The organism is Microbacterium sp. LWO14-1.2 (assembly GCF_038397715.1).
In the GTDB taxonomy this organism is placed as follows: Bacteria; Actinomycetota; Actinomycetes; order Actinomycetales; family Microbacteriaceae; genus Microbacterium.
In genome coordinates, this window is record NZ_CP151633.1 from 3,341,847 (window position 1) to 3,361,814 (window position 19,968).

The 19,968-nt window shown below is 68.8% G+C and carries 20 protein-coding genes; 12 read left to right on the forward strand and 8 right to left on the reverse strand.

Features of this window, described 5'->3' with window-relative positions:
* The first annotated feature begins 1 nt into the window (after position 1).
* Positions 2-436 carry a cytochrome c oxidase subunit 4 gene (locus MRBLWO14_RS16090; RefSeq protein WP_341934091.1) on the forward strand — a complete coding sequence of 145 codons (435 nt, stop codon included), beginning with the start codon at positions 2-4 and terminating at the stop codon, positions 434-436.
* A 74-nt stretch (positions 437-510) separates the two neighbouring features.
* On the opposite strand, the gene MRBLWO14_RS16095 is transcribed toward MRBLWO14_RS16090, so the two are convergent.
* The 7 genes from MRBLWO14_RS16095 to MRBLWO14_RS16125 form a co-directional block, all read right to left on the reverse strand.
* A complete protein-coding gene (locus MRBLWO14_RS16095) occupies positions 511-930 on the reverse strand; it encodes a rhodanese-like domain-containing protein (protein WP_341934092.1) in 420 nt (139 codons plus the stop codon).
* 92 nt (positions 931-1,022) lie between these two features.
* The gene (locus MRBLWO14_RS16100) at positions 1,023-1,526 is read right to left on the reverse strand and encodes a GNAT family N-acetyltransferase (protein WP_341934093.1); all 504 of its coding nucleotides are present in this window, start codon (positions 1,524-1,526) and stop codon (positions 1,023-1,025) included.
* Positions 1,523-1,936, reverse strand: a complete 414-nt coding sequence (locus MRBLWO14_RS16105) for a Rid family hydrolase (RefSeq protein ID WP_341934094.1) — start codon at positions 1,934-1,936, stop codon at positions 1,523-1,525. Before MRBLWO14_RS16105 ends, MRBLWO14_RS16100 begins: the two co-directional genes overlap by 4 nt.
* Before the next feature lie 74 nt (positions 1,937-2,010).
* Complete coding sequence (locus MRBLWO14_RS16110) at positions 2,011-3,828, reverse strand: cytochrome bc complex cytochrome b subunit (protein ID WP_341934095.1); 1,818 nt, start codon at positions 3,826-3,828, stop codon at positions 2,011-2,013.
* Complete coding sequence (locus MRBLWO14_RS16115) at positions 3,825-4,901, reverse strand: Rieske (2Fe-2S) protein (RefSeq protein WP_341934096.1); 1,077 nt, start codon at positions 4,899-4,901, stop codon at positions 3,825-3,827. Before MRBLWO14_RS16115 ends, MRBLWO14_RS16110 begins: the two co-directional genes overlap by 4 nt.
* A 36-nt stretch (positions 4,902-4,937) precedes the next feature.
* Complete coding sequence (locus MRBLWO14_RS16120; protein WP_341934097.1) at positions 4,938-5,741, reverse strand: cytochrome c; 804 nt, start codon at positions 5,739-5,741, stop codon at positions 4,938-4,940.
* 20 nt (positions 5,742-5,761) lie between these two features.
* The gene (locus MRBLWO14_RS16125) at positions 5,762-6,319 is read right to left on the reverse strand and encodes a heme-copper oxidase subunit III (protein WP_251588899.1); all 558 of its coding nucleotides are present in this window, start codon (positions 6,317-6,319) and stop codon (positions 5,762-5,764) included.
* A gap of 288 nt (positions 6,320-6,607) precedes the next feature.
* Between MRBLWO14_RS16125 and trpD the strand changes: the two genes are divergently transcribed.
* Together trpD and MRBLWO14_RS16135 are read left to right on the forward strand one after the other, a co-directional pair.
* The gene (gene trpD / locus MRBLWO14_RS16130; RefSeq protein WP_341934098.1) at positions 6,608-7,672 is read left to right on the forward strand and encodes an anthranilate phosphoribosyltransferase; all 1,065 of its coding nucleotides are present in this window, start codon (positions 6,608-6,610) and stop codon (positions 7,670-7,672) included.
* Between the two features lie 8 nt (positions 7,673-7,680).
* Positions 7,681-8,667: a PHP domain-containing protein gene (locus tag MRBLWO14_RS16135; RefSeq protein ID WP_341934099.1), complete on the forward strand. Its 987-nt coding sequence runs from the start codon at positions 7,681-7,683 to the stop codon at positions 8,665-8,667.
* A gap of 4 nt (positions 8,668-8,671) precedes the next feature.
* On the opposite strand, the gene MRBLWO14_RS16140 is transcribed toward MRBLWO14_RS16135, so the two are convergent.
* The gene (locus MRBLWO14_RS16140) at positions 8,672-9,610 is read right to left on the reverse strand and encodes a 5'-3' exonuclease (RefSeq protein WP_341934100.1); all 939 of its coding nucleotides are present in this window, start codon (positions 9,608-9,610) and stop codon (positions 8,672-8,674) included.
* A gap of 210 nt (positions 9,611-9,820) precedes the next feature.
* Between MRBLWO14_RS16140 and rpsA the strand changes: the two genes are divergently transcribed.
* From rpsA to MRBLWO14_RS16185, 9 genes are all read left to right on the forward strand, one after another.
* Positions 9,821-11,275, forward strand: a complete 1,455-nt coding sequence (rpsA, locus tag MRBLWO14_RS16145; RefSeq protein WP_096715640.1) for a 30S ribosomal protein S1 — start codon at positions 9,821-9,823, stop codon at positions 11,273-11,275.
* Between the two features lie 152 nt (positions 11,276-11,427).
* Positions 11,428-12,282, forward strand: a complete 855-nt coding sequence (locus MRBLWO14_RS16150) for an ABC transporter ATP-binding protein (protein ID WP_341934101.1) — start codon at positions 11,428-11,430, stop codon at positions 12,280-12,282.
* The gene (locus MRBLWO14_RS16155) at positions 12,279-13,322 is read left to right on the forward strand and encodes an aliphatic sulfonate ABC transporter substrate-binding protein (RefSeq protein ID WP_341934102.1); all 1,044 of its coding nucleotides are present in this window, start codon (positions 12,279-12,281) and stop codon (positions 13,320-13,322) included. Before MRBLWO14_RS16150 ends, MRBLWO14_RS16155 begins: the two co-directional genes overlap by 4 nt.
* Positions 13,319-14,179, forward strand: a complete 861-nt coding sequence (locus tag MRBLWO14_RS16160) for an ABC transporter permease (protein WP_341934103.1) — start codon at positions 13,319-13,321, stop codon at positions 14,177-14,179. The genes MRBLWO14_RS16155 and MRBLWO14_RS16160 overlap by 4 nt, the downstream gene beginning before the upstream one ends.
* Positions 14,176-16,182 carry an acetate--CoA ligase gene (acs, locus tag MRBLWO14_RS16165; RefSeq protein WP_341934104.1) on the forward strand — a complete coding sequence of 669 codons (2,007 nt, stop codon included), beginning with the start codon at positions 14,176-14,178 and terminating at the stop codon, positions 16,180-16,182. Before MRBLWO14_RS16160 ends, acs begins: the two co-directional genes overlap by 4 nt.
* Positions 16,179-17,483 carry an O-acetylhomoserine aminocarboxypropyltransferase/cysteine synthase family protein gene (locus tag MRBLWO14_RS16170; protein WP_341934105.1) on the forward strand — a complete coding sequence of 435 codons (1,305 nt, stop codon included), beginning with the start codon at positions 16,179-16,181 and terminating at the stop codon, positions 17,481-17,483. The genes acs and MRBLWO14_RS16170 overlap by 4 nt, the downstream gene beginning before the upstream one ends.
* On the forward strand, positions 17,480-18,061 hold the full coding sequence (locus MRBLWO14_RS16175; protein ID WP_341934106.1) for a CoA-binding protein: 582 nt from the start codon (positions 17,480-17,482) through the stop codon (positions 18,059-18,061). Before MRBLWO14_RS16170 ends, MRBLWO14_RS16175 begins: the two co-directional genes overlap by 4 nt.
* A gap of 30 nt (positions 18,062-18,091) precedes the next feature.
* Positions 18,092-18,691: a dephospho-CoA kinase gene (gene coaE / locus MRBLWO14_RS16180; RefSeq protein WP_341934107.1), complete on the forward strand. Its 600-nt coding sequence runs from the start codon at positions 18,092-18,094 to the stop codon at positions 18,689-18,691.
* Positions 18,688-19,917 (forward strand): MFS transporter, encoded by a 1,230-nt coding sequence (locus MRBLWO14_RS16185; RefSeq protein WP_341934108.1) that lies wholly within the window; start codon positions 18,688-18,690, stop codon positions 19,915-19,917. Before coaE ends, MRBLWO14_RS16185 begins: the two co-directional genes overlap by 4 nt.
* Positions 19,918-19,968: the final 51 nt, after the last annotated feature.

Here is a 19,968-nt window from a genome sequence, read left to right on the forward strand (position 1 = left end):
CATGCGCGACAACGTCATTCTCTGGTGGATCCTCACCGCGTTCTTCGCGCTGATGGGTGTGGTGTACACCGGCTGGCACATCCTTGCGACGCCGTCCGACAACTTCGCCATGCGCATCGAATGGGTCGGTACCGTGGCGCTGTTCTTCGCCGCCTTCATGGGTGCGATGGTGGCGTTCTACCTCGACCGCACGCACAAGGCGCAGAAGGGTGAGCTCCCCGAAGACATCCTGACGAGCGACATCGATGACGGCGACCCCGAGCTCGGCGAGTTCAGCCCGTGGTCCTGGTGGCCTCTCGTGCTCGCGGCCTCGGCCGGAGTCTTCGTGGTCGGCCTCGCAGTCGGACACTTCCTGCTCCCGATCGGCCTGGCGATCTTCGTGGTCGCGATCGTCGGCTGGGTCTACGAGTACTACCGCGGCAACTTCGCCCGCTGAGTATCACCCAGAAGGGCCCCGAGGAGTGATCCTCGGGGCCCTTCTGCTGTCCACGGCAGGGTACGAGGGGTGCGTCAGGCGCGGGTGCGGATGCGAGCGACTCCGGTGAGAGGGTCGACCGGTCGCCGGTGGACGCCATCGGCATCCTCCACGGGATACCCCTCGCGCACCCAGTACTCGAACCCGCCGATCATCTCCTTGACGTCGTAGCCGAGCGCTGCGAACTCCGATGCTCCCTTGGCGCCCGCGTTGCATCCAGGGCTCCAGCAGTAGACGATCACGGTGGCATCCTTCGCGACCTCCTGGGGAGCACGAGCGGCGATCTCGCTGTAGTGCATATGCACTGCCCCGGCCACGCGTCCCTGGGCCCAGGCCTCGTCTGATCGGACATCGACGATGACGACGCGCTCTCCGCGCTGCTGCGCGGCATAGGCATCGCTCGCGTCCGTCTCCGCGGCGAGTTTCGTGGCGTAGTAGGCGGCTCGATCCATCATGGTCACAGCCTAGAGACGGGTGATGCAGCGCGCCGCTCGTTTCCGGACGATCGTGCATGCGAATCGCGCCAGCGTTGCCGGCAGCGTCGCAATCAGAGCAGGATCGTCATCTGCAGCCGCCGACCGTACCGTTCCAGTCCGAGGTCCGCCTCCGTCTCGACGAGCTGCCGGTGGAATCCGGATTCGGGAATGCTCTCCTTGAATCCGCACGAGGCATAGAACGGGGCGTTCCAGGGGATCTCCGCGTACGTGCGGAGCGTCATACGGGAGTACCCGCGGCGGCGAGCCTCCTCCAGCGCGGCCTCGACGAGACGTCGTCCGTGGCCGCGGCGCCCGTGCCCGGGCAGAACCGACAGCTGTTCCAGGTGAGCGGCGCCGTCGGCATCCAGCACGTGCACGAAGCCGACGGGGGAGGAGTCTACGTTCTCCTCGAGGAGGAGAACGTACCCCGGCTGTCCGATGCGCTCGGTCCCGTCCGCGGGCGGCGGCCATTCGGGTGCGCCGAGCGCTTCGACGAGGAGTGTGTCGGCGACGGCCTCGATCGTCTGGACGACCTCGGCATCCTCGGCACGTGCCTCCCGGATCGTCGTCGTCATCGCAGGTCTCCCGGCACGGCCGCGATCGCTTCGATCTCGACGAGCTGATCGTCATAGCCGAGCACGGTCACCCCGAGGAGAGTGCTGGGCACGTCGTGGGCGCCGAAGGCGGCATGGATCACATCCCAGGCGGCGACGAGGTCCCGCTGCTCGGTTGAGGCCACCAGGACCCGAGTGCTGACGACATCGGTCAGGTGGGCTCCGCTGGCGTCGAGAGCGTGCTGCAGGGTCTCCACACAGCGCGCGGCCTGGGCGGCGTAGTCGCCGGGCGCGACCGTCGTCCCGTCGTCGGCGAGCGGACACGCGCCGGCCAGGAAGATGAGGCGAGCGTCTGCCGGGGCGGTGGCCGCGTACGCGTACGGAGCCGCGGCGAGAGAGTCGGAGCGGATGAGACGGACGACGGAGCTCATGCGACGATCCTCCCACGCGCATATGACAGGGCCCTGTCCGCGAACGGACAGGGCCCTGGTGGGGGAGCGGAGGATTATTCCGCGTCCTCCTCCGACTTCTTGTCACGAGGGTGCTTGGGGGGATCCGTCGCGATCACGGTGCTCGGAGTGTTCGCCGTCTCGTCGACGTGGTTCTCCTCGACCGTGAGCGGTGCGTCGGGGAATCCTGCGCGCTCGTGAGCGCCCTGGATCTCCGCCAGCTCGGTCTCCTCATTCTGAGCGGTGACGTGGTGCTGGTGCGCATCTGCGGCCTCGACCTCGGCCTGCGTGAGCGGTGCCAGACGGTCCTCGAAGAACCAGCGGGAGATCGAGGACCTCAGGTTCTCGCTCCACGGGATACGACCCTTTTCGTTGGGGCGCACGACGAGGGGCTCGTAGCCGTCGACGTCGATGAGCTTCCAGCGGTCGTACTTGTCGACGGGCTCGTGGACCTCGATGAACTCGCCGCCGGGAAGGCGCACGATGCGTCCCGACTCGAATCCATGGAGCACGATCTCGCGGTCCTTCTTCTGCAGCGCGAGTGCGATGCGCTTGGTGACGAAGTAGGCGAGGATCGGGCCGAGGAAGAGCATCGCCTGCAGCGTGTGGATGACGCCCTCCATCGTGAGCATGAAGTGCGTCGCGATGAGGTCGGAGGATGCCGCAGCCCACAGGACCGCGTAGAACACGACGCCGGCGACGCCGATGGCGGTGCGGGTGGCGGCGTTGCGCGGACGCTGGGCGATGTGGTGCTCGCGCTTGTCGCCCGTGATCCACGCCTCGATGAAGGGGTAGATGGCGACGACGACGATGAAGAGACCGAGGACCGCGACGGGCGCGAGGATGCCGAACGACCAGGTGTGGTCGAGGAACACGATGTCCCAGTTCGACGGAGCCAGACGCAGCGCGCCGTCGGCGAATCCGATGTACCAGTCGGGCTGCGTACCTGCAGACACGGGAGACGGGTCGTACGGACCGTAGTTCCAGATCGGGTTGATCTGGAAGAACGTCGCGATCAGCACGATGGCGCCGAAGACGATGAACAGGAAGCCGCCCATCTTCGACATGTACACCGGCATCATCGGGTAGCCGACGACGTTGTCGTTCGTGCGGCCGGGGCCCGCGAACTGCGTGTGCTTGTTGATGATCATGAGCATCAGGTGCAGGCCGATGAGCGCGATGACGATCATCGGGAGCAGCAGGATGTGCAGGGTGTACAGGCGTCCGACGATGTCGGTGCCGGGGAACTCGCCGCCGAAGAGGAGGAACGAGGTCCACGTGCCGATCAGAGGGAGACCCTTGATCATGCCGTCGATGATGCGGAGGCCGTTACCCGACAGCAGGTCGTCGGGGAGCGAGTAGCCCGTGAAGCCCTCGGCCATCGCGAGGATGAAGAGGACGAAACCGATGACCCAGTTGAGCTCACGCGGCTTGCGGAACGCGCCGGTGAAGAACACGCGCAGCATGTGCACGCCGATGCCGGCGATGAACACGAGAGCGGCCCAGTGGTGGATCTGACGGACCAGCAGACCGCCGCGGAGGTCGAACGAGATGTGCAGCGAGGACTCGAGGGCCGCCGACATCTCGATGCCGCGCATCGGGGCGTACGCGCCGGTGTAGTGCGTCTCGACCATCGACGCCTGGAAGAAGAACGTCAGGAAGGTTCCGGAGAGGAACACGACGACGAAGCTCCACAGCGCGATCTCGCCCAGCATGAACGACCAGTGGTCGGGGAAGATCTTGCGACCGAGCTCCTTGACCATGCCGGAGAGGCTGGTGCGCTCGTCGAGGTAGTTCGACGCGGCGCCGACGAAGCGGCCGCCGAGAGGCGCCTTGGTGTCCTTGTCCTCTTTGGACAGCGTTGCGGTGCTCAATGGCGCTCCCAGAAGCTCGGGCCGACGGGCTCGGTGAAGTCACTGCGTGCGACGAGGTAGCCCTCGTCGTCGACGGTGATGGGCAGCTGCGGCAGCGGACGTGCGGCCGGTCCGAAGATGACCTTGGCGTGATCCGTGACGTCGAACTGCGACTGGTGGCAGGGGCAGAGGAGGTGATGCGTCTGCTGCTCGTACAGGGCGACCGGGCAGCCGACGTGCGTGCAGACCTTCGAGTACGCGACGATGCCGTCGTACGACCAGTCCTTGCGGTCCTCGGCCTCGATGAGCTGCTCCGGACGGAGACGCATCATGAGGACGATGGCCTTGGCCTTCTCCTCGAGGTACCCGTCGTGGTGGCTCAGCGTCGCGAGCTCCTCCGGGATGACGTGGAAGGCGGATCCGAGGGTGACGTCCGCCGCGCGGATCGGGGTGCCGTCGGGGTCGCGGACCAGGCGCGCGCCCTTCTCCCACATCGTGTGCTTGAGCAGCGCGACGGGGTCACCGGCGGTGGGGTCGTCGGGCGTGCTGTGCGGCGCGAGACCGCGGAAGAGCGTGACGCCGGGGATGATCGACGCGACGATCGCCGCGAACAGCGAGTTGCGGATCATCGTGCGGCGTCCGAAGCCGGACTCCTCGTTCGCCGCGGCGAACGCCTGGATCGTTGCCTCGCGGGTCGAGTCCTTGCCCCGGGTGGGGTGGCGGTGCTCGATGTGCTCCTTGTCGCTCATCAGCGCCTTCGACCAGTGGATCGCGCCGATGCCGAGGGCGAGGAGCGCCAGGGCGATGCCGAGGCCGATGAAGAGGTTGTTCTGACGGATGTCGATGAGAGCGCCGCTCTCGATCGGGAAGAGCATGTAGGCCGCGACGGCCCAGATGCTTCCGGCGAGCGACAGGTAGAACAGCGTGTAGACGGTCCGCTCGGCGGTCTTCTCGACGCGCGGATCCTTGTCGGTCATCCGCTCGCGGTGCGGCGGCAGCCCCGGGTTCTGCACAGGGTCGCTGACTGCGACGCCCAGCCCCGGAGAGGGCTGGTAGGCCCTGTCAAGAGCCTGCGAGTCGTCGTCGTGTGCCATGGTGCTCCTCGTACGTTCCTCTTCGATGAATAAGCGTCAGTTGGACTTCGCCGTGATCCACACGGTGATGGCGACGAGCGCGCCGATTCCGAAGATCCAGGCGAACAAGCCCTCGGACACAGGACCGAGCGAGCCCAGCGAGAAGCCGCCGACCTGCACCGACTGCTGCTGGAAGAGCAGAGCCGAGATGATGTCGCGCTTGTCCTCGTCGGACAGGTTCATGTCACCGAAGACGGGCATGTTCTGGGGACCGGTGACCATGGCGGCGTAGATGTGCAGCGCGCTGGTCTCGGTCAGTGCGGGGGCGTACTTGCCTTCGGTGAGCGCGCCGCCCGCGGCTGCCACGTTGTGGCACATGGCACAGTTGACGCGGAAGAGCTCGGCGCCGTGCGCCACATCGCCCTCTCCGTCGAGGATCTCGTCCTTCGGGAAGGTGGGGCCGGGAGCCGTCTCCTGCACGTAGGACGAGATCGCGAGGATCTGGTCCTCGGTGAACTGCGGGTGCTTCTGCGGAGCCTGCGGGCCCTGCATCTGCAGCGGCATGCGACCGGTGGACATCTGGAACTCGACGGCCAGCTCGCCGACGCCGTAGAGGCTCGGCCCGTTGGGCGTGCCCTGCAGGTCGAGGCCGTGGCAGGTGGCGCAGTTCGCCTGGAACAGCTTCTCGCCGTCCTCCACCGTCAGCGTGCTCGACGCGGCGGTCTGGGTGTCGGTCGCGGCGAACGCCGCGGATGCTCCGGCGTACACGGCGCCGGTGATCATGAGGCCTGCTCCGATGAGGGCCGCTGCTGCCAGTGGGCTGCGGCGACCGTTAGAACGGCGCTTCTTCTCTCGTGCCATCTCGGGGATCAGCTCCGCTCTTATTTCAGGAAGTAGATAACGACGAACAGCACGATCCAGACGACATCGACGAAGTGCCAGTAGTAGGACACCACGATCGAGGAGGTCGCCTCCTTGTGCCGGAAGTTCTTGACGGCGTAGGCGCGTCCGATGACGAGCAGGAACGCGATGAGACCGCCGGTGACGTGCAGGGCGTGGAAGCCAGTGGTGATGTAGAACGCCGATGCGTAGGAGTCGGCGCTGATCGGCATGCCCTCGGCGACGAGCTGCGCGTACTCCCAGACCTGACCCGACACGAAGATCGCGCCGAGTGCGAAGGTGAGGAAGAACCACTCGACCATGCCCCAGCCGAACAGGCGGCGACGACCGGCACCGTTCTTCTGGCCCTTGGGGAGACGGTACGGCTGCAGGTCCTCAGCAGCGAAGACACCCATCTGGCAGGTGAAGGATGAGAGCACCAGGATGGCCGTGTTCACGAAGGCGAACGGCACGTTCAGGAGTTCGGTGCGGTCGGCCCACAGCTCGGGTGAGGTGCTGCGGAGGGTGAAGTAGATCGCGAAGAGTCCCGCGAAGAACATCACCTCGCTGCCGAGCCACACAATGGTGCCGACAGCTACCGGGTTGGGCCGCTTGATGGTTCTCGCCGCCGGGGCATACGTCGCTGAGGTCGTCACCCTTCCATTATGGCCGATCCGCGGGCATGATTCTCGCACCGGGACCCTTCCGATCGCCCTTCGATGACTTAGGGCACCCTAAGAAAACACTGCGAATCCTCGGTGAATCCCCGGGAAACAGCGGATGCCACGTCCGCGCCGCCGCTCGGAGATCGATTCGAGCCGTCCGATCCCGCCGATAGGATCGCTGACATGCCTGAAACGCTGACCTGGTCCGACGTGCTCACCACTCTCCTGGAGCGCCGCGATCTCAGTGTCTGGGAGTCCACGTGGGCCATGCGTCAGATCATGCGCGGCGATGTCACGGAGGCGCAGCTGGCCGGCTTCCTCATCGCCCTCCGCGCGAAGGGCGAGACCATCGACGAGATCGTCGGCTTCCGCGACGCGATCCTCGAAGCGGCGGTGCCGCTGCCGGTGTCTCCGAACGTGCTCGACATCGTCGGAACCGGAGGCGATCGTGTCGGCACGGTCAACGTGTCGACAACGGCGGCCATCATCATCGGCTCTGCAGGCATCCCCGTGGTGAAGCACGGGAACCGGGCGGCGAGCTCGGCATCCGGGTCCTCCGATGTGCTGAGCGCTCTGGGTCTCGAGCTGACGCTGGACCCGGCCGCCGTGTCGTCGATCCTCGACCGCACGGGCATCACGTTCGCGTGGGCTGGGGCCTTCCACCCGGGGTTCAAGCATGCGGGCGGTGTGCGTGCGGAGCTCGGCGTGCCGACGGTGTTCAACATGCTCGGTCCGCTCTGCAACCCCGCTCGCGCCGAGGCCAACGCCGTCGGCGTGGCGCAGATGGAGCGCGTTCCCCTCATCACCGGAGTCTTCCGCACCCGCGGTGCGACGGCGCTCGTGTTCCGCGGCGACGACGGCCTCGACGAGCTGACCACGACCGGGCACAGCCGCATCTGGGAGGTCACCCGTGGCGACATCCATGAGCATGACCTGGACCCGCGCGATCTCGGCATCCCGCTCGCCGACCTCTCCGACCTCATCGGCGGCACGCCGGCGCACAATGCCGAGATCCTGCGTCGCACCCTCGCAGGGGAGCAGGGGCCCGTTCGTGACATCGTGCTGCTCAACGCCGCGGCCGGGATCGTCGCCTTCGAGCTCTCGCAGGACCCCGCGCAGGCCACGCTCCCGATCGTCGAACGACTCAGGGCCGGTTACGAGAAGGCCGCTGCCGCGGTCGACGACGGCCGGGCAGCCGCGAAGCTCGACCAGTGGATCGGCGTGAGCCGGGAGCTGGCCACCGCCTAGGAGCAGCCATGGATCCGATTGCCGCACTTCTCGAGATCGCCTCGCTGCTCGAGCGCGAACGGGCGTCGCGGTACCGGGCCAAGGCCTTCCGGCAGGCAGCCGCGACCCTGCAGCAGCTCCCGGAGGACGTGCGGTCGGACCCGACGCGCCTGCGCGCGGCGAAGGGGATCGGCGAGTCGACGTTCTCGGTCATCCGTCAGGCGCAGGCGGGGGAGGTGCCCGACTACCTCGTCGAACTGCGCGGGGAGGTCGAGCCGGAGATCGCGTCGGAGCTCCGCTCCCGGCTGCGCGGCGACCTGCACGCCCACACGGAATGGTCGGACGGGACGACTCCGATCGCGGTGATGGCGGCAGCCGCTCGTGCACTCGGCCACGAGTATCAGGCGATCACGGATCACTCGCCGCGCCTGAGGGTCGCCCGAGGACTGTCCGCTGAGCGGCTGCGCGAGCAGATCCCCCAGGTGCGCGCGGAATCGGGCGACGGCTTCACCCTGCTCGCCGGCATCGAGGTCGACATCCTCGAGGACGGCGCCCTGGACCAGGAGGACGACCTCCTCGCGGAACTCGACATCGTCGTCGCGTCCGTGCACTCGAAGCTCAGGATGGACGCGCGGCCCATGACCGCGCGCATGCTCGCGGCCGTCGCGCACCCTCGCGTGAACGTCCTCGGACACTGCACCGGTCGTCTCGTGCAGGGGGATCGAGGGACGCGTCCGCAGTCGCAGTTCGATGCCGAGGCGGTGTTCGCCGCGTGCGCGGAGAACGGTGTGGCGGTCGAGATCAACTCCCGGCCCGAGCGTCAGGATCCCCCGGACGAGCTCATCGCGATCGCGCTGGAGGCGGGGTGCCTGTTCTCGATCGACTCGGATGCGCACGCGCCGGGGCAGCTCTCGCTCCTCGACCACGGGGCGCAGCGCGCGGAGCGCGCCGGGGTCCCCGCGTCCCGGATCATCACGACCTGGGGACTGGAGCGCCTGCTCGCCTGGGCGGGTTGACCCCTCAGCCGGCGGTCGTGCCGACGGCGGCGATGGCTCGCGCCATCGAGCCGCCGAGGTTCCACGTCTCGGCCAGGGCCACGGCGGCGTCGACCTCGTCGGGTCCGAGGGGGAGGAGCGGCTCGGTCGGTGCGGTGATCTCGAGATCCTTCGCCACCTCGACCACGGTCGGAGCGACGTCGAGGTAGGCGGAGGCCGCGAGCACCTTCGCCCGCACACCGGCGCTCATGCCCTCTCCCGCCTCGGCGGCAGCGCGGATGCCGGCGAGGTCTCCGTGCTCCTTGAGCAGGGTCGCCGCGGTCTTCTCGCCCACTCCGGCGACCCCGGGGAGCCCGTCCGAGGCATCGCCGCGCATGGTCGCGAAATCCGCGTACTGCGTGGGCAGCACTCCGTACTTGGCGACGACGACGGCATCCGTCACGATCTCCAGGTTGCTCATGCCCCGCGCCGTGTAGACGACACGGACGTCGCGCTCGTCATCGACGAGCTGGAAGAGGTCGCGATCGCCCGTCACGATGTCGACCGGCATCGTCGCGTGGGTGGCCAGGGTGCCGATCACGTCGTCCGCCTCGTGCTCGGCGACGCCGATGATCGGGACGCGCAAGGCCGCGAGCGTCTCGCGGATCAGGGGGATCTGCGCTTCGAGCGGATCGGGCACTTCTTCGACGTCCGGACCCGCCGGGACGACTTCGACCACGCGGTGAGCTTTGTAACTCGGGATGAGGTCGACGCGCCACTGCGGACGCCAGTCGTCGTCCCAGCACGCGACCACATGCGTCGGCTCGTACAGCGTGACGAGCTTGGCGATGATGTCGAGCAGACCGCGCGCCGCGTTGATCGGCGACCCGTCCGGGGCGGTCACCTTGTCCGGCACGCCGTAGAAGGCGCGGAAGTAGAGGCTGGCGGTGTCGAGCAGGAGCAGCTTGTCGGCGCGATCTGGCATGGGAACAGTCTGGCAGGGGAGTCGCCAGCCGACAGGTATTCGGGGGAAGCGGTCGGGCTCCCGGTCTGATAGTCTGAACTGTCACTCGTGGCGTGTCTCGCATGCCCTCGTGACAGAAATCACAATCCAACCGCTGAGAAGCATGCAGCATGACCGTGCGCGGTCGCAGCTTCCGGCCCGAGTTCCCATTCAACAAGGACAACCCACTACATGACTACCGCAACGACCGCCCCGGCCACCAAGCAGGTCGCCATCAACGACATCGGATCTGCTGAGGACTTCCTGGCCGCGGTCGAGAAGACCCTGAAGTTCTTCAACGACGGCGACATCATCGAGGGCACGATCGTCAAGATCGACCGCGATGAGGTTCTGCTCGACGTCGGCTACAAGACCGAGGGTGTCATCCCCTCGCGCGAGCTCTCCATCAAGCACGACGTCGACCCCAACGAGGTCGTCAAGGTCGGCGACGAGGTCGAGGCTCTCGTTCTCCAGAAGGAGGACAAGGAAGGCCGCCTGATCCTCTCCAAGAAGCGTGCGCAGTACGAGCGCGCCTGGGGAGACGTCGAGAAGATCAAGGAGAACGACGGCGTCGTCACCGGTACGGTCATCGAGGTCGTCAAGGGTGGACTCATCGTCGACATCGGCCTCCGCGGCTTCCTGCCTGCGTCGCTCATCGAGCTGCGCCGCGTCCGCGACCTCACGCCGTACCTCGGCCAGGAGATCGAGGCCAAGATCCTCGAGCTCGACAAGAACCGCAACAACGTCGTGCTCTCGCGCCGCGCCCTGCTCGAGCAGACGCAGTCCGAGTCGCGCACCACGTTCCTCAACAACCTGCACAAGGGCCAGGTCCGCAAGGGCGTCGTCTCGTCGATCGTCAACTTCGGTGCGTTCGTCGACCTCGGCGGCGTCGACGGTCTCGTGCACGTCTCCGAGCTCTCCTGGAAGCACATCGAGCACGCCTCCGAGGTCGTCGAGGTGGGCCAGGAGGTCACCGTCGAGATCCTCGAGGTCGACCTCGACCGCGAGCGCGTCTCCCTGTCGCTGAAGGCGACGCAGGAGGACCCGTGGCAGGTCTTCGCCCGCACCCACGCGATCGGTCAGGTCACGCCGGGTAAGGTCACCAAGCTCGTTCCGTTCGGTGCATTCGTGCGCGTCGCGGACGGCATCGAGGGCCTCGTGCACATCTCGGAGCTCTCGAGCAAGCACGTCGAGCTCGCCGAGCAGGTCGTGTCGGTCGGCGAAGAGGTCTTCGTCAAGGTCATCGACATCGACCTCGAGCGTCGTCGCATCTCGCTGTCGCTGAAGCAGGCCAACGAGTCGGTCGACCCCAACGGCACCGAGTTCGACCCGGCCCTGTACGGCATGGTCGCGGAGTACGACGAGAACGGCGAGTACAAGTACCCGGAGGGCTTCGACGCCGAGACGGGTGCCTGGAAGGAAGGCTTCGACGCCCAGCGCGAGGCATGGGAGCAGGAGTACGCTGCAGCCCAGGCTCGCTGGGAGGCGCACAAGGCTCAGGTCGCGAAGGCGGCCGAGGCCGAGGCTGCGGCCGGCGACGACTTCGGTGGTCAGTCCTTCTCGAGCGAGGCCGCCGGTGCGGGCACGCTCGCGGACGACGAGGCTCTCGCAGCACTGCGCGAGAAGCTCTCGGGCGGCAACTCCTGAGCATCAGCTCTCACCGGAACGGGCCGTCACTCTTCGGAGTGGCGGCCCGTTCCGCGTCTCCGGGTACGTCGTCGGCGCCGATGTCGGCCTTGCGTGACCGAACATTACGACGCGGTTCGTGACAGGCGACCGGTCTCGGACACCATGAAGTCATGACCTCCCTCCTGAACGCGCCCGCATCGTCGCGCGCTCCGGGGGCGCCCGGCGCCGCGGCATCCGTGCAGCTGGACGCCGTCGAGCGCGCGTTCCCGCTCGGTCAGGGGACGAGAGAGGTGTTACGCGGGGTCACCCTCGACGTGGCAGCCGGTGAGATCGTCGCCGTCGTCGGCCCTTCGGGCTGTGGCAAGTCCACTCTTCTCCGACTGATCGGCGGTCTGGATGCTCCGAGCCGGGGCCGGATCGAGCTCGGCGGCGCGGCCGTCGCCGACGCCGACGAGCGCACCGCAGTCGCCTTTCAGGAGCCGCGGCTGCTCCCGTGGCGGACCCTCGCCCAGAACGTCGAACTCGGACTCCCTCGACGGACGCCCCGGCGTGAGGGCCGCGAACGCGTCGAAGAGCTGCTGCACCTCGTCGGCCTCGAGCACGCGGCAGGGCAACGCCCGCGCGAGGTGTCGGGAGGAATGGCCCAGCGTGCCTCCCTCGCGCGCGCTCTGGCGCGGAATCCCGGCGTGCTGCTGCTCGACGAGCCCTTCGGCGCCCTCGACGCCCTCACCAGGCTGCGTATGCACGACCTGCTCCTGAAGATCCACGCCGCCGAGCCGACCACGGTCCTCCTCGTCACGCACGACGTCGAGGAGGCGCTCTACCTCGCCGATCGCGTGCTGCTGCTGCGTACCCTCACGGGTGACACGGATTCCGCGGCGCCCTCGATCGCGCGCACGGTGTCCGTGCCGGGCGCACGGCCACGCGACCGCGCCGACCGCGGCCTCGCAGACCTCCGCGCCGAGCTCCTCGAAGGACTCGGCGTCGACACCCACCACCGCACGTCCCCCGAGGAGAACCGATGAGCACCATCACCCGCCGAATCATCCCTGCGATCGCGATCGCGGGCACGATGATGCTCGTGGCCACGGGCTGCGTCGCAGGGGAGGACGCCCCCGCCGACACCGCGGAGGCCGACACCGCCGCATCCGGCGAATGGTCGTCCGACACGATCTCCCTCGACTTCGCCACGTACAACCCGCTCAGCCTCGTGGTGAAGGACCAGGGGCTGCTCGAGGAGATCCTCGGAGACGAGGTCACCGTCGAGTGGGTGCAGTCCGCCGGATCGAACAAGGCCAACGAGCTGCTGCGCTCCGGATCGATCGACGTCGGATCGACCGCGGGCTCGGCCGCCCTGCTCGCTCGTGCCAACGGCTCTCCGATCCAGGTCATCGACATCTACTCGCAGCCGGAGTGGGCGGCGATCGTCGTCGGACCCGACAGCGACATCACCTCGGTCGAGGATCTCGCGGGCAAGTCCGTCGCGGCGACCAAGGGCACCGACCCCTACTTCTTCCTCCTGCAGGCGCTCGAAGAGGCGGGGCTGTCGATCGACGACGTCGAGGTGCAGAACCTGCAGCACGCCGACGGGCGCGCAGCCCTGGACGGCGGATCGGTGGCCGCGTGGTCCGGACTCGATCCCATCATGGCCGCCGCCGAGGTCGAATCCGGCGACAAGCTGATCTACCGCAACGTCGACTTCAACTCCTACGGCTTCCTGAACGCCACCGAGGACTTCATCGAGAATCACGCGGACCTGGCGCAGGCCGTCGTCGACGCGTACGAGCAGGCCCGCGAGTGGGCGCTGGAGAACCCCGAGGAGACCGCCGCACTGCTCGCCGAGGTCGCGGGCATCGATCCCGCCGTCGCGACGACCGTGATCGAGGAGCGCTCGAACCTCGACGTGAGCGGCGTCCCCGGCGACGATCAGATCGCGGTTCTCGAGAAGATCGCTCCGGTGCTGGTGGACTCGGGTGATGTGCAGGGCGGCAAGGAGTCCGTCGACAAGGCGCTCGACTCCCTCGTCAACGACACCTTCGCGAAGAAGGCGGTCGGCGGAGAGTGACCGACCTCGACCAGCGCGTGGTCGTGCCCGCAGACGCACGCGACGCGCTCGATGCGGCGAAGGGGCAGTACCGCCCCTCCCAACGGCGAGCCCGCCGCGGATGGGACCGCCCGGTGGTGCGCATCGCGGGGGGACTGCTGCTGCCGATCCTGATCATCGCGGCGTGGCAGATCTCGACGACCAACGGACTGGTCGAGCCCTACCGCCTGCCCACGCCGGCATCCGTGTTCGCTGCGGGTGCCGAGCTCGCCGAAGGCGGCGCCCTCGCCACGCACATCGCGATCTCCGTGCAGCGGGTCCTCCTGGGATTCGCGATCGGCTCGGTCATCGGCCTCGCAGCCGCAGGCATCGTCGGGCTGTCACGGCTCGGCGACATCCTGCTCAGCCCGACGCTCGCCGCCATCCGCGCGGTGCCTTCCTTGGCCTGGGTGCCGCTGCTGATCCTGTGGATGCAGATCGGCGAGTCGTCGAAGGTCACCCTGATCGCGATCGGCGCGTTCTTCCCCGTGTACACGACCGTCGCCTCGGCTCTCCGACACGTGGATCCGCAGCTCGTCGAGGCCGGCCGGTCGTTCAGCCTCCGGGGATGGTCGCTGTTCCGGACGGTGCAGCTCCCCGCCGTCGTGCCCTCCGTCGTCGCCGGTCTCCGCCTGGCGCTCGCTCAGGCCTGGCTCTTCCTCGTCGCAGCGGAGCTCATCGCCTCGTCGATGGGGCTGGGGTTCCTCCTCACCGACTCGCAGAGCAACGGGCGGGTCGACCGGATCATCCTGTCGATCATCCTGCTCGCGCTGCTCGGGACGATCACGAACGGCGTGCTCGCACTCGTCGAGAAGTACCTGCTGCGACGGTGGGCATGACCGTGGACGAGGCGCGACTGGTCGAGCAGCGGACCTACCCGCCGTCGGCCCGCGTCGCCGCCGCCGCGAACGTGACGGCTGAGGCCTATGCCGAGGCGGAGACCGATCCGCTCGCGTTCTGGGAACGGGCTGCGCGCCGCCTGGAGTGGGTCCGCGCCTGGGACGCGCCTCTCGACTGGCAGCCGCCCACGGCGGAAGCGGGACCCTCCGCGCGGTGGTTCACGGGTGGACGACTCAACGTCGCCTACAACTGCGTCGACCGGCACGTCGACGCAGGACGGGGCGACAAGGTCGCTCTGCACTTCGAGGGCGAGCCGGGTGACCGCACCGCGGTGACCTACGCCGACCTCCAGCGCCGGGTGGCGCGGGCCGCCAACGCGCTCATCTCCCTCGGCATCCAGGCCGGTGACCGCGTGGTCATCTACCTGCCCGTCCTCGTCGAGACCATCGTCATCACCCTCGCGTGCGCTCGCATCGGCGCCGTGCACTCCCTCGTCTTCGGAGGGTTCTCCGCCGAGGCCGTGCGGTTCCGCCTCGCCGACACAGGGGCCAAGCTCCTCGTCACGAGCGACGGGCAGTTCCGACGCGGCACGGCGACGGAGGTCAAGTCCACCGCGGACACCGCGGCCACCGACCTCCCCGACCTCGAGCACGTCCTCGTCCTGCGGCGAACCGGACAGGACGTGCCGTGGACCGACGGCCGCGACGTGTGGTGGCACGACGTGGTCGACACCGCGTCGAGCGATCATGCAGCCGAGGCGTTCGACTCCGAGCATCCGCTCTTCATCATCTACACCTCGGGCACGACCGGTAAGCCGAAAGGCCTCGTGCACACGTCGGGCGGCTACCTGACCCACGCGAGCTGGGCGCACTGGGCGCACTTCGACGCCAAGCCGGACGACGTGCACTGGTGCACGGCCGATCTCGCATGGGTGACGGCCCACACGTACGAGATCTACGGACCGCTGTCCAACGGACTCACCCAGGTCATCTACGAGGGCACTCCGGACACCCCGGATCGTGAGCGCCATCTCGAGATCATCGAGCGCTACGGCGTCACCGTCTACTACACGGCTCCCACGCTCATCCGGACCTTCATGACCTGGTTCGGCGCCGACCTCCCGCAGGGGCACGACCTCTCGACCCTGCGACTGCTCGGCACGGTGGGCGAGGCGATCAACCCCGAGGCCTGGGTCTGGTTCCGTCGCAACTTCGGACGCGACGAGCTGCCGGTGGTCGACACCTGGTGGCAGTCGGAGACGGGAGCGGCCATGATCGCTCCGCTTCCCGGTGCGACCACTCTCAAGCCCGGCTCGGCGTCCGTTCCGCTTCCTGGCATCGACGCGACCGTCGTCGACGAGCTCGGCATCGAGATCGAACCCGGCCGCTCGGGCACCCTGGTGGTGCGCCGCCCCTGGCCCGGTATGGCCAGGACCGTGTGGGGCGACCCCGCGCGGTACCGGTCCGCCTATTGGGCGGCGTATGCCGGGCACGGCGAATGGGGCGGGTTCTACGTCGCCGGCGACGGGGCCACGCGTGACGCCGAAGGCTACATCTGGATCCTCGGACGCCTCGACGACGTCGTGAACGTCTCGGGACACCGCCTCTCCACGATCGAGATCGAGTCGGCCCTCGTCGCCCACGACACCGTGGGGGAGGCGGGCACCGCCGGCGTCTCCGACCCCGTGACCGGACAGGCCGTCGTCGCCTTCGTGACTCCGTCCGGCCGGTCCGAGGTCTCGCCGGTCGAGCTCCGCGGCGAGGTGGCGCGCGCCATCGGACCGGTCGCCAAGCCCAAGCACGTGGTCGTGGTGTCCGACCTGCCCAAGACCCGCTCCGGCAAGATCATGCGCCGCCTCCTCGCACAGCTCTGGGAGGCCGAGCAGGACCGACGAGCGGGCCGCGCGGCGCCGCCGCTCGGCGACACCACTTCTCTGCAGAACCCCTGGGCCGTCGACGACATCGCCGCCGTGCTCGCGAACGCCGAACTGAGGACAGCATGACGGAAGAACACCGCTTCGGATTCCGCACCAGAGCGCTCCACGCCGGAGGCACGCCCGACGCGTCGACCGGTGCGCGCGCCGTGCCGATCTACCAGACCACGTCGTTCGTGTTCGACGACGCGGCCGACGCGGGCAATCTCTTCGCCCTGCAGAAGTACGGGAACATCTACTCGCGCATCGGCAACCCCACGGTCGCCGCGCTGGAGGAACGACTCGCCTCGCTCGAGGGCGGGATCGGCGCCGTCGCGACGGCATCCGGCATGAGCGCCGAGTTCATCACGTTCGCCGCGCTCGTCGGCGCGGGTGATCACGTCGTCGCGGCGGCCCAGCTGTACGGCGGCACGGTGACGCAGCTCGACGTGACCCTGCGCCGCTTCGGCGTCGACACGACGTTCGTCGCCTCAACCGATCCCGCGGACTATGCGGCCGCCATCCGCCCGGAGACCAAGGTCGTGTACGTCGAGATGATCGGCAACCCCTCCGGCGAGATCGCCGACATCGAGGGGCTCGCCGAGGTCGCCCATGCGGCGGGCGTGCCGCTCGTCGTCGACGCGACCCTGGCCACGCCGTACCTCGCGCGTCCGCTCGAGCACGGCGCCGACATCGTCATCCACTCGGTCACGAAGTTCCTGGGCGGGCATGGCACGACCCTCGGCGGCATCGTGATCGAGAAGGGCACGTTCGACTGGGGGAACGGCCGCTTCCCGCAGATGACCGAGCCTGTCGCCTCGTACGGCGGCATCAAGTGGTGGGACAACTTCGGGGAGTACGGGTTCCTGACGAAGCTGCGCACCGAGCAGCTCCGCGACATCGGCCCGGCGTTGAGCCCCCAGGCCGCGTTCAATCTGCTGCAGGGCATCGAGACCCTGCCGCAGCGCACCGACGCCCATCTCGCGAACGCGAGGGTCGTCGCGGAATGGCTCGCCGCCGACCCGCGGGTCGCCTACGTGACCTGGGCGGGGCTCGAGGAGCATCCGCATCACGAGCGGGCCGCGAAGTACCTGCCGCTCGGCCCTGGGTCGGTCTTCGCCTTCGGCGTCAAGGCCGACGACGGCCGCGTCGCGGGGGAGAGGCTCATCGAGAACCTGCAGCTCGCCTCGCACCTCGCGAACATCGGAGACGCGAGGACCCTCGTGATCCACCCCGCATCGACGACGCACCGACAGCTGACCGACGGGCAGCTGGTCGGGGCGGGCGTGCGCTCGGACCTCATCCGCATCTCGGTCGGCCTCGAAGACGCCGACGACATCATCTGGGACCTGGACCAGGCCCTCACCATCGCGACGGGGGAGAACCGATGAGCGACACGACGCCGGCGGGCGACAGCTGCGCCGTTCCCGCCCCGCAGGACGCGGCGGCCTGCGCGCTGCCCGGCGCCGCGCCGGAGGTCGCGGGGCGCACCTGGATCGGCCCCGGACAGCAGGAGCGGTTCGCGATCCTCCGCCGCACGAAGTCCATCGCGATCGTCGGCGCGTCGAACAACCCCGCCCGTGCGTCATACTTCGTCGCCACCTACCTCCTCTCGAGCACGCCGTACGACGTCTACCTGGTCAATCCGAGGGAGAAGGAGATCCTCGGGCAGCCGGTGTACGCGTCTCTCGCCGACCTGCCCGTCGTGCCCGACCTCGTCGACGTCTTCCGCCGTCACGAAGACCTTCCCGGCGTCGCCCAGGAGGCGATCGACGTCGGCGCGAAGGCGCTGTGGCTGCAGCTGGGATCGTGGAATGAGGATGCCGCGGCGCTGGCGCAGAGCGCAGGTCTCTCCGTCGTGATGGACCGCTGCGTCAAGATCGAGCACGCGCGGTTCCACGGCGGGCTCCATCTCGCCGGCTTCGACACCGGGGTCATCAGCTCGCGACGGCAGCTGCTGTCGCGCTGAGCGTCGACCAGCGAAGCCTAGACTGGCGGCATGCCTCTCATCGCGCTGACCGGCGGCATCGCCTCGGGCAAGTCGACCATCGCCCGCAGGCTCGCGGAGCACGGCGCGACGATCGTCGACGCGGATCAGATCGTCCGGGACGTGCAGGCGCCGGGGAGCCCGGTGCTGAGGGAGATCGCCGAGGTCTTCGGAGGCGAGGTCATCAGTCCTGACGGCTCGCTCGACCGAGCGGCGCTCGGTGCCCGGGTCTTCGCGGATGCCGACCTGCTCGCGCGGCTCAACGCCATCGTGCACCCCGCCGTGCGCGCTGAGTCCCAACGGCGGTTCGACGCGGCATCCGCCCGGGAGCCCGACGGGGTCGTCGTCTACGACGTGCCGCTCCTCGTCGAGGCCAGGGTCGACGACCCCTGGGACGTGATCGTCGTCGCCCACGCCCCCGCGGACGTCCGTCTCGAGCGGCTCATCGAACTCCGAGGCATGGAGCGCGGAGCAGCACAGGACCGCATCGACGCCCAGGTGTCGGACGAGCGGCGGCTGGCGATCGCTGACGAGGTTATCGACACCTCCGGCACGCTCGAGGAGACCGTCGCGCAGACGGATGAGCTCTGGCAGCGGATCCGCGCGCGGTGACCTTCACCGGCCACGCACCAGGCTCGTCCTCGTATCGCCGGCTGATCGTCGGGTTGTTCTTCGCGGGGATCGCGACCTTCGCCCAGCTGTATTCTCCGCAGGCCGTGCTGCCGCAGGTCGCGGCCGACCTCGAGGTGTCGCCGGCGACCGCGGCGCTCACGGTCTCGGCGGCGACGCTCGGGCTCGCCGCCGCGGTGATCCCGTGGTCGCTCGTCGCCGACCGCGTCGGCCGGGTGCAGGCCATGGCGATCGGCGTGATCGCCGCGACCGTGTTCGGCCTGCTCGCCCCGCTGAGCTCGGCTCTCGAGATGCTGCTCCTGCTGAGGCTGCTGGAGGGCATCGCGCTGGGAGCCATCCCCGCGGTCGCTCTGGCGTTCCTGAGTGAGGAGGTCACGGCGCGCAGTGCGGCGGCCGCCGCCGGCAGCTATATCGCAGGAACGACCGTGGGCGGACTGGTGGGACGAGTGCTGTCGGGGATCGTCGGCGAGCCGGCGGGCTGGCGAGCGGGGCTGTGGACCGTCGCCGCCGTCTGCGTCCTCGCCGCCGTCCTGTTCCTCTGGCTCACCCCGAGAGCGCAGGGGTTCGTGCCCGGTCGGCTCCGGGCGGGAGGGGACGTCACAGGAGTCCTGGCTCGACTGGTGACGCCGCTGCGATCAGGGGCCCAGCTCGCGCTCTACGCCCAGGGCTTCCTGCTCATGGGCGCCTTCGTGGCGGTCTACAACTACCTCGGCTTCCACCTCGCTGCTCCGCCGTTCGCGCTGCCGGCGTGGCTCGTGACGTTGCTGTTCCTCGCCTATCTCGCCGGCACCGTCTCGTCGCCGTGGGCGGGCGCGCTGGCCTCGCGGATCGGGCGGTATCCGGTGCTGCTCGGCGCGACGGCGCTGATGACGGCCGGTGCTCTGACCATGCTGGCGGGGGTCGCCTGGGTCGTCCTGATCGGTCTCCTGCTGTTCACCGCCGGGTTCTTCGCCGCCCATGCCGTCGCGTCGGGCTGGGCACCTGTCGCGGCCGGTCCGGCGACGCGCGCGCAGGCCTCCTCGCTGTACTACTTCGGCTACTACGCGGGGTCGAGTCTGTTCGGCTGGGCGCTCGGCATCGTCTTCGGCTCGGCCGACTGGACGTGGTTCGTCGTCGCCGTCGTCGCGCTCTGCGCGGTCGCCGCCGGCCTCGCGTCCGCGGCACTGCGGGGGACACCGGGAGCACGGCCCTTCGCCGACCCCGCCTGAGCGGAGGGGCGGCCTGCCCGCCGCGACCCCGATGTCGGTGGCCCGGCCTAC

Bases quoted from the DNA above. Each gene is read 5' to 3' on its own strand.
- MRBLWO14_RS16155 (WP_341934102.1), top strand. From the start codon at position 12,279: ATGAGCACCATCACCCGCCGAATCATCCCTGCGATCGCGATCGCGGGC.
- MRBLWO14_RS16090 (WP_341934091.1), top strand. From the start codon at position 2: ATGCGCGACAACGTCATTCTCTGGTGGATCCTCACCGCGTTCTTCGCG.
- MRBLWO14_RS16115 (WP_341934096.1), bottom strand. From the start codon at position 4,901: ATGGCACACGACGACGACTCGCAGGCTCTTGACAGGGCCTACCAGCCC.
- coaE (WP_341934107.1), top strand. From the start codon at position 18,092: ATGCCTCTCATCGCGCTGACCGGCGGCATCGCCTCGGGCAAGTCGACC.
- MRBLWO14_RS16135 (WP_341934099.1), top strand. From the start codon at position 7,681: ATGGATCCGATTGCCGCACTTCTCGAGATCGCCTCGCTGCTCGAGCGC.
- trpD (WP_341934098.1), top strand. From the start codon at position 6,608: ATGCCTGAAACGCTGACCTGGTCCGACGTGCTCACCACTCTCCTGGAG.
- MRBLWO14_RS16125 (WP_251588899.1), bottom strand. From the start codon at position 6,319: ATGTTCTTCGCGGGACTCTTCGCGATCTACTTCACCCTCCGCAGCACC.
- MRBLWO14_RS16170 (WP_341934105.1), top strand. From the start codon at position 16,179: ATGACGGAAGAACACCGCTTCGGATTCCGCACCAGAGCGCTCCACGCC.
- rpsA (WP_096715640.1), top strand. From the start codon at position 9,821: ATGACTACCGCAACGACCGCCCCGGCCACCAAGCAGGTCGCCATCAAC.
- MRBLWO14_RS16120 (WP_341934097.1), bottom strand. From the start codon at position 5,741: ATGGCACGAGAGAAGAAGCGCCGTTCTAACGGTCGCCGCAGCCCACTG.
- MRBLWO14_RS16175 (WP_341934106.1), top strand. From the start codon at position 17,480: ATGAGCGACACGACGCCGGCGGGCGACAGCTGCGCCGTTCCCGCCCCG.
- MRBLWO14_RS16140 (WP_341934100.1), bottom strand. From the start codon at position 9,610: ATGCCAGATCGCGCCGACAAGCTGCTCCTGCTCGACACCGCCAGCCTC.
- MRBLWO14_RS16095 (WP_341934092.1), bottom strand. From the start codon at position 930: ATGATGGATCGAGCCGCCTACTACGCCACGAAACTCGCCGCGGAGACG.
- acs (WP_341934104.1), top strand. From the start codon at position 14,176: ATGACCGTGGACGAGGCGCGACTGGTCGAGCAGCGGACCTACCCGCCG.
- MRBLWO14_RS16100 (WP_341934093.1), bottom strand. From the start codon at position 1,526: ATGACGACGACGATCCGGGAGGCACGTGCCGAGGATGCCGAGGTCGTC.
- MRBLWO14_RS16105 (WP_341934094.1), bottom strand. From the start codon at position 1,936: ATGAGCTCCGTCGTCCGTCTCATCCGCTCCGACTCTCTCGCCGCGGCT.
- MRBLWO14_RS16150 (WP_341934101.1), top strand. From the start codon at position 11,428: ATGACCTCCCTCCTGAACGCGCCCGCATCGTCGCGCGCTCCGGGGGCG.